Genomic DNA, 1,351 nt, shown 5'->3' with positions numbered 1-1,351 from the left:
CCCACGGCTGTCCGGTACGAAACGTGCTTGAGAATGTGCACGGCGTTGATTCTGTTCAGGTTCAGAAGGTTGCGAATCGACTGAACACGAAACGAGGTCAACGCCGTGCGGCATCAGAATAGCGTGTTTCATCAAGTCTTGAAGTTTGTTCCCTGGGACGTTTTCGATGGGCTTGTGGAGAAGCACGGCTCGGATTTGGCGCTCAGAAAACACCGAACCAAAGATCACTTGATTGCGATGCTGTACGGTCAATTGTCCGGAGCGCGCAGCTTGCGGGAAATTGAGCTGGGGCTGAAGAGCCAGGAGGGCGCGTTCTACCACCTCGGTGGCTGCACGGTGGCTCGCTCGTCGCTGGCGGAGCTGAATGCCTCGACGCGGTCGGAGCAGGTATTCGTAGGGCTGCTCGCGGCCCTGATGCGGCAGCTTGAAAGCGGATATCGACGCAAAATCGCGGATTGCGTCCGCTTGATCGACTCGACAAGCGTCCGACTGAGCAACGTTAGCCAGGACTGGGCCAAGTTCTCGGCCGGCGTCTGTGGCGCCAAAGCTCACATTGTCTACGACCCGGATGCCGATCAACCACTCTATCTTCTCGTCACGGCCGCCAACGTCAACGACATTACTGCGGCGAAGGCGATGCCGATCGAGCCGAAGGCGACCTACGTGTTCGATCTCGGCTACTATGACTATGGATGGTGGGCGACGCTCCACGACAAAGGCTGCCGGTTCGTCACGCGGCTGAAGGCCAACACCCCGTTCGAGATCGAATTTTCGCGCCCGGTCGATCCCGGGTCGTCGATTTTGAGCGATCGGATCGGATATCTTCCAAAAAGGCTTGCGGCCTCTCGCAAGAACCCGATGTCGGCGCCGGTACGTGAACTCCAGGTGGTGATCGATACTGGTAAGGTTCTGCGGATCGTGACCAATGATCTGCAAGCGAGCGCGCAGGAGATCGCCGACCTCTACAAGCGTCGTTGGGCCATTGAACTGTTCTTCCGCTGGGTCAAGCAAACCTTGAGGATCAATCACTTTCTCGGATGCTCGGAGACCGCAGTGCGCATCCAGATCGTTGTCGCACTGATCGGCTTCCTGCTGCTGCGGCTGGCTCAAGAGGCGACAAAACTTGTCGCCAGCCCTCTTGCCTTTGCCCGCCTCATCCGAATGAACCTCATGCACCGGCGCAGCATGCTCGATCTCATCTCCGGCCCTGGTGAACCAGACACCGGGCAACTCCATTTGGAACTGCTCAGCAGACCCGAACAGGCCTCCAAGCGACTTCGCCCCCCAATGAAGGAAGCCGCATGAAGCAGGAATCCTGCCGGACAGCCGTGGGACAAGCCCGGGCATGACG

1 protein-coding gene is annotated in these 1,351 nt (G+C 58.6%); it reads left to right on the top strand.

Annotated elements, in window-relative coordinates; all coding sequences use genetic code 11:
* Positions 1-105: 105 nt before the first annotated feature.
* Positions 106-1,305: an IS4 family transposase gene (locus tag ACQR0Z_RS35000; protein ID WP_434921693.1), complete on the top strand. Its 1,200-nt coding sequence runs from the start codon at positions 106-108 to the stop codon at positions 1,303-1,305.
* Positions 1,306-1,351: the final 46 nt, after the last annotated feature.

This window comes from Bradyrhizobium sp. HKCCYLS3077 (assembly GCF_051167555.1).
Lineage (GTDB): Bacteria > Pseudomonadota > Alphaproteobacteria > Rhizobiales > Xanthobacteraceae > Bradyrhizobium.
This window is presented reverse-complemented; position numbering and strand designations above follow the sequence as displayed.